Origin of the sequence: Rhodococcus sp. CX (genome assembly GCF_015865005.1) — a bacterium.
Taxonomy (GTDB): domain Bacteria; phylum Actinomycetota; class Actinomycetes; order Mycobacteriales; family Mycobacteriaceae; genus Rhodococcus.
Genome location: NZ_JADZGH010000219.1, coordinates 1 through 6,088, shown reverse-complemented (window position 1 = coordinate 6,088; position 6,088 = coordinate 1). Strand labels below are relative to the sequence as shown.

Sequence of the window (6,088 nt, the reverse complement as noted above, 5' to 3'; positions counted from 1 at the left end):
CTCGACCTCGACCGTGGGGTTGCCCCGGGAGTCGAGGATTTCGCGGGCTCCTACCTGCTCAATGATGGCCACTGGCTGATTCTCCTTCGATGGACTTCACGCTGCGGGGTCTGCACGCTGGGGACAGCCTAACGGTCCCCACCTGGGCACGAGGCACCACTCGCCCCGGAGCCACGACCGAACCCGGACCGATCGGACTCCGGTCGGTACAAATCGACCGGACCGGTCACGGTCGCACCCCGACGCTGTAGGCGGCGGCGCGGTCGCGAACCAGAGCCATGTAGTCGGTCGAACGGTTGTAGGCGAACAGCGCGGCCGTCCAGCCTTCCGCTGTCGTGAGGTCGCCGCCGCGGTCGCACAGATACAGTCCCGCGCTGAGCGCCGCGTCGTCGAGATTGTCGGGGTCGGCGACGCCGTCGCCGTTCGCGTCGGCACCCCACCGAACCCATGTCTCGGGGATGAACTGCATCGGGCCCATCGCCCGGTCCAGGACGGGATCGCCGTCGAGCCGGCCACCGTCGGTGTCGCGGATCTCTGCGAGACCGGGTCCACCGTCGAGGGGAACCCCGCGGATCGGCGGCGACACAGAGGCATTGTCGTCGGCGCGGGCACCCCCGTGCCGGCCGTGCCTGCTCTCGACACTGCCGATTCCGGCGAGCGTGGTCCACGCGAGTCCGCAGTCCGGGCGGCTGCGGGCCAGCACGACGGCCGCGTGACCGTAGGCCTCCAGGGCGACGACGGGGATGCCCATTGCCTCGGCCTGCGGTTCGGCCCAGTCGCGCAGCTGCGCAGCGGTGCGGCCCGGCCCGTCCACGTCGATGGCCGGCACCGGGGAACCCGCGCCCGGCGGAACGCCTTCCGGGATGGGGATCGGTGGTTCGCTCGGCGTCAGGATCGAGACGGCGACGGCCAGGACGACCACCGCCGCGAGCACACCGAACAACAGCCGCGGCCACGGCGAACGAGGTCGCACGGGCTGCGGGAGCGGTGGATTCGTCGCGGTCGGCTGCACGTCTCCATCTTCCACATCGCTATTAAAGGCCAGGTAAAGGGGCTTAAGGCCCTTGCCCGATTCGCGCTCGCGCGGTGTATGTTTCGTTCCGCACCAAAAGAAGAGGTTCGCCTCACCTAACCGCGCTGGAGTTCCATATGTCCGTGTTTGCCGCCGCCGGCGCGCCGTCCATCGCCACGCAGCTCGCCGGCTCCGGTCTCATCGGACTCCGGGAAGGACTCGAAGCCGGCATCGTCGTGATGATCCTCGTCGCGTTCCTGGTCAAGGCCGAGCGGCGCGACGCGTTGAAATGGGTGTGGCTCGGCGTCGGCATCGCCGTCGCGATGGTCGTCGCGACCTTCCTCATCATCCATTTCGGTACCTCGACGCTCGACGGCCTGGCCGCGGAGATCGCCGCCGGCATCGCCTCCCTCGTCGCCGTCGTCATCGTCACCGCGATGGTGCTGTGGATGCGCAAGGCGGCCCGCTCGATCTCCGGCGATCTGAAGTCCGGGATGGAGAAGGCCCTGATCATCGGTCCGTCCGCGGTGCTGACCCTGGCCTTCTTCGCGGTCGGCCGCGAAGGACTCGAGACCGCGCTGCTCATGGTCGGCTACGCCGAGAACACCGCCGGCAGCGTGTGGCCGCTGGTCGGCCTGCTGCTCGGCATCGCCCTGGCCGCCGTCCTCACCGTCCTGATGTATCTCGGGGCCGTCCGCATCGACATGGCCGAGTTCTTCAAGTACACCGGGGCGTTCCTCGTCGTCGTGGCCGCCGGCATCCTCGCCTACGGGATCCGTGCCCTGCAGACCGGTGGCGTGCTGCCCGGCGCGAGCAATCTCGCCTTCGACGTTTCGGCCCACTACGACGCCGGCAGCTGGTACGGCACCGTCCTCGGCGGCATCCTCAACGTGCGCCCGGACCCGACGGTCCTGCAGTTCGTCGCCTGGCTGGCCTATCTGGTGGTCGTCCTGTTCCTGTTCCTGCGCCCGACCGCCTCCCCCGCGCCGGCTCCTGCGGCCGACGAAACCGCCACCGTCTGAATCTTCCGTTCCGTGCACAATCTCCTCCCGAAAGGCACCGACCCGATGCGTCGTACCACCTATGCCCTGGCGGCCGCCGCCGTTCTACCCCTCGCACTCGCGGGCTGCACCGAGAAGTCGTCGGCCGACGCCGAGGCCGTCGCGGTCACCGCCACCGACTCGACGTGCGAGGTCGCCGTCACGGAGGGCACCACCGGGCACAACACGTTCGCGGTGACCAACAACGGAACCAAGGTCACCGAGTTCTACGTGTTCGACAACGGTGACCGCGCGCTCGGCGAGGTCGAGAACATCGGCCCCGGCCTGACCCGCCAGCTCATCGTCAACATCCCCGAGCCGGGCGACTACGAACTGTCCTGCCGCCCCGGGATGGTCGGCGAGGGCATCCGGCAGGCGTTCACCGTGACCGGTGATTCCAAGGCCGCCACCGACGCCGACGGCAAGCTCGCCGAGGCCGCCGACGGCTACCGCCGCTACATCCGCAGCCAGACCGAGGCGCTGGTCACGACCGTCGGCGAGTTCGTCGCCGCCGTCAAGGCCGGCAACGTCGACGAGGCCAAGCGTCTGTTCCCGCTCTCGCGCACCTACTACGAGCGCATCGAGCCGGAGGCCGAGAGCTTCGGCGATCTCGACCCGCGCCTCGACCTGCGCGAAGCCGACCTGGAACCGGGCCAGGCGTGGACCGGCTTCCACAGGCTCGAGAAGGACCTGTGGGTCGACGGCCTGAAGCCCGACACCAACGCCATCGCCGACCAGCTCGTCGTGGACATCCAGGAGCTGTCGGACCTGGTGAACGCCGACGACTACACCGTCGATCCGACCCGCATCGCCGGTGACGCGCAGGGCCTGCTCGACGAGGTGTCGACCTCCAAGATCACCGGCGAGGAGGACATCTTCTCGCACACCGACCTGTACGACTTCCAGGCCAACGTCGACGGCTCGCAGGCCGCGGTCGCCGCGCTGCGCCCGATTCTCGACGAGCAGGATCCCGAACTCGGCCAAGCCATCGACGCCCGCTTCGCGGATCTCGACGCGGCGCTCGCGCAGTACCGCCAGGACGATGTGTTCGTCTCCTACGACACCGTCACCGAGCCGCAGCGCCAGGAACTGTCCCGCCTGATCGACGCGCTGTCCGCCGAGGTCAGCAAGGTGCAGGGCGTCGTCGCGGAGGCGTCGGGCGCATGACCGGCCGGCCGACCACCGAACCCGATCCGCAGCACTCGTCCGGAATCTCCCGGCGGCGGCTGTTCGGCGCCGTCGGCGCCGGAGCGGTACTCGCCGGTGCCGGCGCGGTGGTCGGCCGGGCCACCGCACCTGACCCGGGCACCGGCACCGACGGTGTCGTGCCGTTCCACGGCGAGCACCAGGCCGGCATCGTCACCCCCGCCCAGGACCGCATGCACTTTGTGACGTTCGACGTCACCACCCGCGACCGCGACGAGCTGATCGATCTGCTGAAGACGTGGACCGCGATGGCCGAGCGGATGACCGCAGGGCTCGAGGCCACCGAGGACGGCGCGACCGGCGACGGCGCGTACCACCCGCCGAGCGACACCGGCGAGGCGCTGGACCTGGACGCGTCGCAGCTGACTCTCACGATCGGTTTCGGTCCGTCGCTGTTCGACGACCGGTTCGGCCTCGCCGATCTGAAGCCGGCCGCACTGCAGGACCTTCCGCACTTCCCCGCCGACAATCTCGATCCGGCGCGGTGCGGCGGCGACATCACGATCCAGGCCTGCGCGAACGACCCCCAGGTCGCCGTGCACGCGATCCGCAACCTCGCGCGCGTCGCGTTCGGCACGGCGTCGGTGCGGTGGTCGCAACTCGGGTTCGGCCGCACCTCGTCGACGTCCACCTCGCAGGTGACGCCGCGGAACCTGTTCGGGTTCAAGGACGGAACCAACAACCTCAAGGCCGAGGATCCGGCCGCGCTCGCGGAGTCGGTGTGGGTCGACGCCGCCGACGACCAGGCCTGGCTCGCCGGCGGCACCTACCTGGTGGCCCGGCGCATCCGCATGCTCATCGAGCAGTGGGACCGCGCGATCCTCAAGGAACAGGAAGCGGTGATCGGCCGAGACAAGCGCGAGGGTGCCCCGCTCGGTCAGAAGAACGAGTTCGACGAACTCGACCTCGAATCGAAGGGTCCGGACGGACTGCTCGTCCCGGAGACCTCGCATGTGCGACTGGCGTCGGCACAGAACCTCGGCGGGATCCGCATCCTGCGGCGCGGCTACAACTTCACGGACGGTTCCGACGGTTTCGGGCACCTCGACGCCGGGCTGTTCTTCATCGCGTTCTGCCGCGATCCGCAGAAGCAGTTCGTGCCGATGCAACTCGCACTCGCCCGGGCCGACGCCCTCAACGAGTACATTCAGCACGTCGGATCCGCTGTCTTCGCGTGTCCACCCGGCCCCACCGAGGGCGGGTATTGGGGGCAGCAACTGTTCGAGGCCTGAAAATGCGCCTACGCCGGTGATTTCGCCCTGAATCACCGACGCAGGCGGGGGAAGGTGGGCCGCCGAGGGGTGGGACGGCCCACCGGGGGTCAATAGGCGCCGTTGCCGCGCAACACCGCGCCGATCGTGCGCCACAGGATCGCGAGATCCATGGCGAAGGTCCAGGTCTCCACGTATCTCAGGTCCGCGCGCACCGATTCCTCCCACGAGAGGTTGCTGCGCCCGCTGACCTGCCAGAGTCCCGTGAGCCCCGGCTTGACGAACAGGCGTCTGCGCATTCCGTCCTCGCTGTAGCGGGCGACTTCGGACTCGAGCGGTGGACGCGGACCGACCAGCGACATGTCGCCGGTGACGACGTTGAACAATTGCGGGAGTTCGTCCAGTGAGTACCTCCGGATGAACTTGCCCACCCGCGTCACCCGGGGGTCGTCGTAGATCTTGAACAGCACACCGGCCCCGATGTCCCGGTCGGCGACCTCGGCCAGCCGATCCTCGGCGTTCACGACCATGCTGCGGAACTTGTACATGGTGAAGGTTCGACCGTCCCGTCCCACCCGCGTCTGTTTGAACAGCGCCGGCCCCGGGCTCGTCACGCGGATCGCGACGGCGATGGCGAGCAGCACCGGGGCGAGAAGCGCGACGATCATCAGCGCGGCGACCCGGTCGAAGACGTTCTTCACCAGCCACGACGGGCCGGAATAGCGCGGTGCGGAGAACTTCAGCAGGGGAAGACCCGCGAGCGGAGCCATGTGCAGCCGCGGACCGACCAAGTCCATGAGAACGGGTGCCATGAGGAGGTCCGTGCCGGTCCGCTCCAGATCCCAGCTCAGCGCCCGGGTCTTCGAGTGCGTCCAATCACTGGACGGCAGCAGCGCGACCGCCTGGAATCCGTGGAGTGCGACGATGCCGACGATGTCGTCCTCGGTGCCCAGGACGGGTACGTCGTCGATCGCGAGTGGTGCCTTCCCGCGGAACGAATCGGCCGGAAGGCAGATACCATCGATTTCCCATCCCGAATCCAGGAACTCGGACGATCGCGCCAGCAGTTCGTGCACTTCGACCGTGTCCCCGGCAACGAGGACCGACCAGACGTACGCCCCCTTCCGTCGCCGGCTCCGGATGTACCGACGGAGCCCCAGACGAGCGCCCACCGTCGCGACCGCGGCCAGCGGCAGGGCACCGAAGATCCACGATTGTCCGGCGGCGGTACCCCACGCGTAGCCGGCCACCGCCAGCACCGCGATCGCGAGCGCATAAGCGCGGCCGACCCGCCGGATCTCCTCGGCACCCGATCCGAGAATCCTTGCATCCCAGGATCTCTGAGATGCAAGTGCAACCACGGCTACGATCGGCAGGACCGCGACGAGAGCGAGCGAGCGGCCTGCCGGGAACGCCAGATGGTGATAGCCGAACGTCACCACAGCATCGGCCACGAGGACACACGCAAGGTCGATGCTGCACGCGAGCACCGCATATCGGCGTTCCCACCGCGGACGCGAAACAGGTTCCGGAGCAGCACATCCCGGAAGAAGGCCGCGGCCGGCGGACCCGACCGGCTCGAACGAGACAGCAATCCGGGATGCAAATTCCCCCACCCC

The 6,088-nt window shown here is 68.8% G+C and carries 5 protein-coding genes; 3 read left to right on the top strand and 2 right to left on the bottom strand.

The window, feature by feature from the left end:
- Positions 1 to 226: 226 nt before the first annotated feature.
- Positions 227 to 1,012 (bottom strand): lytic murein transglycosylase, encoded by a 786-nt coding sequence (locus I0Q12_RS24035; protein ID WP_197255420.1) that lies wholly within the window; start codon positions 1,010 to 1,012, stop codon positions 227 to 229.
- Positions 1,013 to 1,149: 137 nt separating this feature from the next.
- Here I0Q12_RS24035 and efeU point away from each other — a divergent pair, with 137 nt between their 5' ends.
- Genes efeU through efeB form a run of 3 tightly spaced genes read left to right on the top strand, consistent with a single transcriptional unit; the run spans position 1,150 to position 4,490 of the window.
- Complete coding sequence (gene efeU / locus I0Q12_RS24030; protein WP_197255418.1) at positions 1,150 to 2,034, top strand: iron uptake transporter permease EfeU; 885 nt, start codon at positions 1,150 to 1,152, stop codon at positions 2,032 to 2,034.
- 45 nt (positions 2,035 to 2,079) lie between these two features.
- Positions 2,080 to 3,219, top strand: a complete 1,140-nt coding sequence (efeO, locus tag I0Q12_RS24025) for an iron uptake system protein EfeO (RefSeq protein WP_197255430.1) — start codon at positions 2,080 to 2,082, stop codon at positions 3,217 to 3,219.
- Positions 3,216 to 4,490 carry an iron uptake transporter deferrochelatase/peroxidase subunit gene (gene efeB / locus I0Q12_RS24020; protein WP_197255416.1) on the top strand — a complete coding sequence of 425 codons (1,275 nt, stop codon included), beginning with the start codon at positions 3,216 to 3,218 and terminating at the stop codon, positions 4,488 to 4,490. The genes efeO and efeB overlap by 4 nt, the downstream gene beginning before the upstream one ends.
- An 89-nt stretch (positions 4,491 to 4,579) precedes the next feature.
- Here efeB and I0Q12_RS24015 read toward each other — a convergent pair whose 3' ends face one another.
- Entirely contained in the window at positions 4,580 to 5,959 is a 1,380-nt protein-coding gene (locus I0Q12_RS24015) for a sugar transferase (protein WP_307846474.1), read from the bottom strand.
- Between the last annotated feature and the right edge of the window lie 129 nt (positions 5,960 to 6,088).

Coding starts and splice junctions, on each gene's coding strand:
- efeU (WP_197255418.1), top strand. CDS start 1,150: ATGTCCGTGTTTGCCGCCGCCGGCGCGCCGTCCATCGCCACGCAGCTC.
- efeO (WP_197255430.1), top strand. CDS start 2,080: ATGCGTCGTACCACCTATGCCCTGGCGGCCGCCGCCGTTCTACCCCTC.
- efeB (WP_197255416.1), top strand. CDS start 3,216: ATGACCGGCCGGCCGACCACCGAACCCGATCCGCAGCACTCGTCCGGA.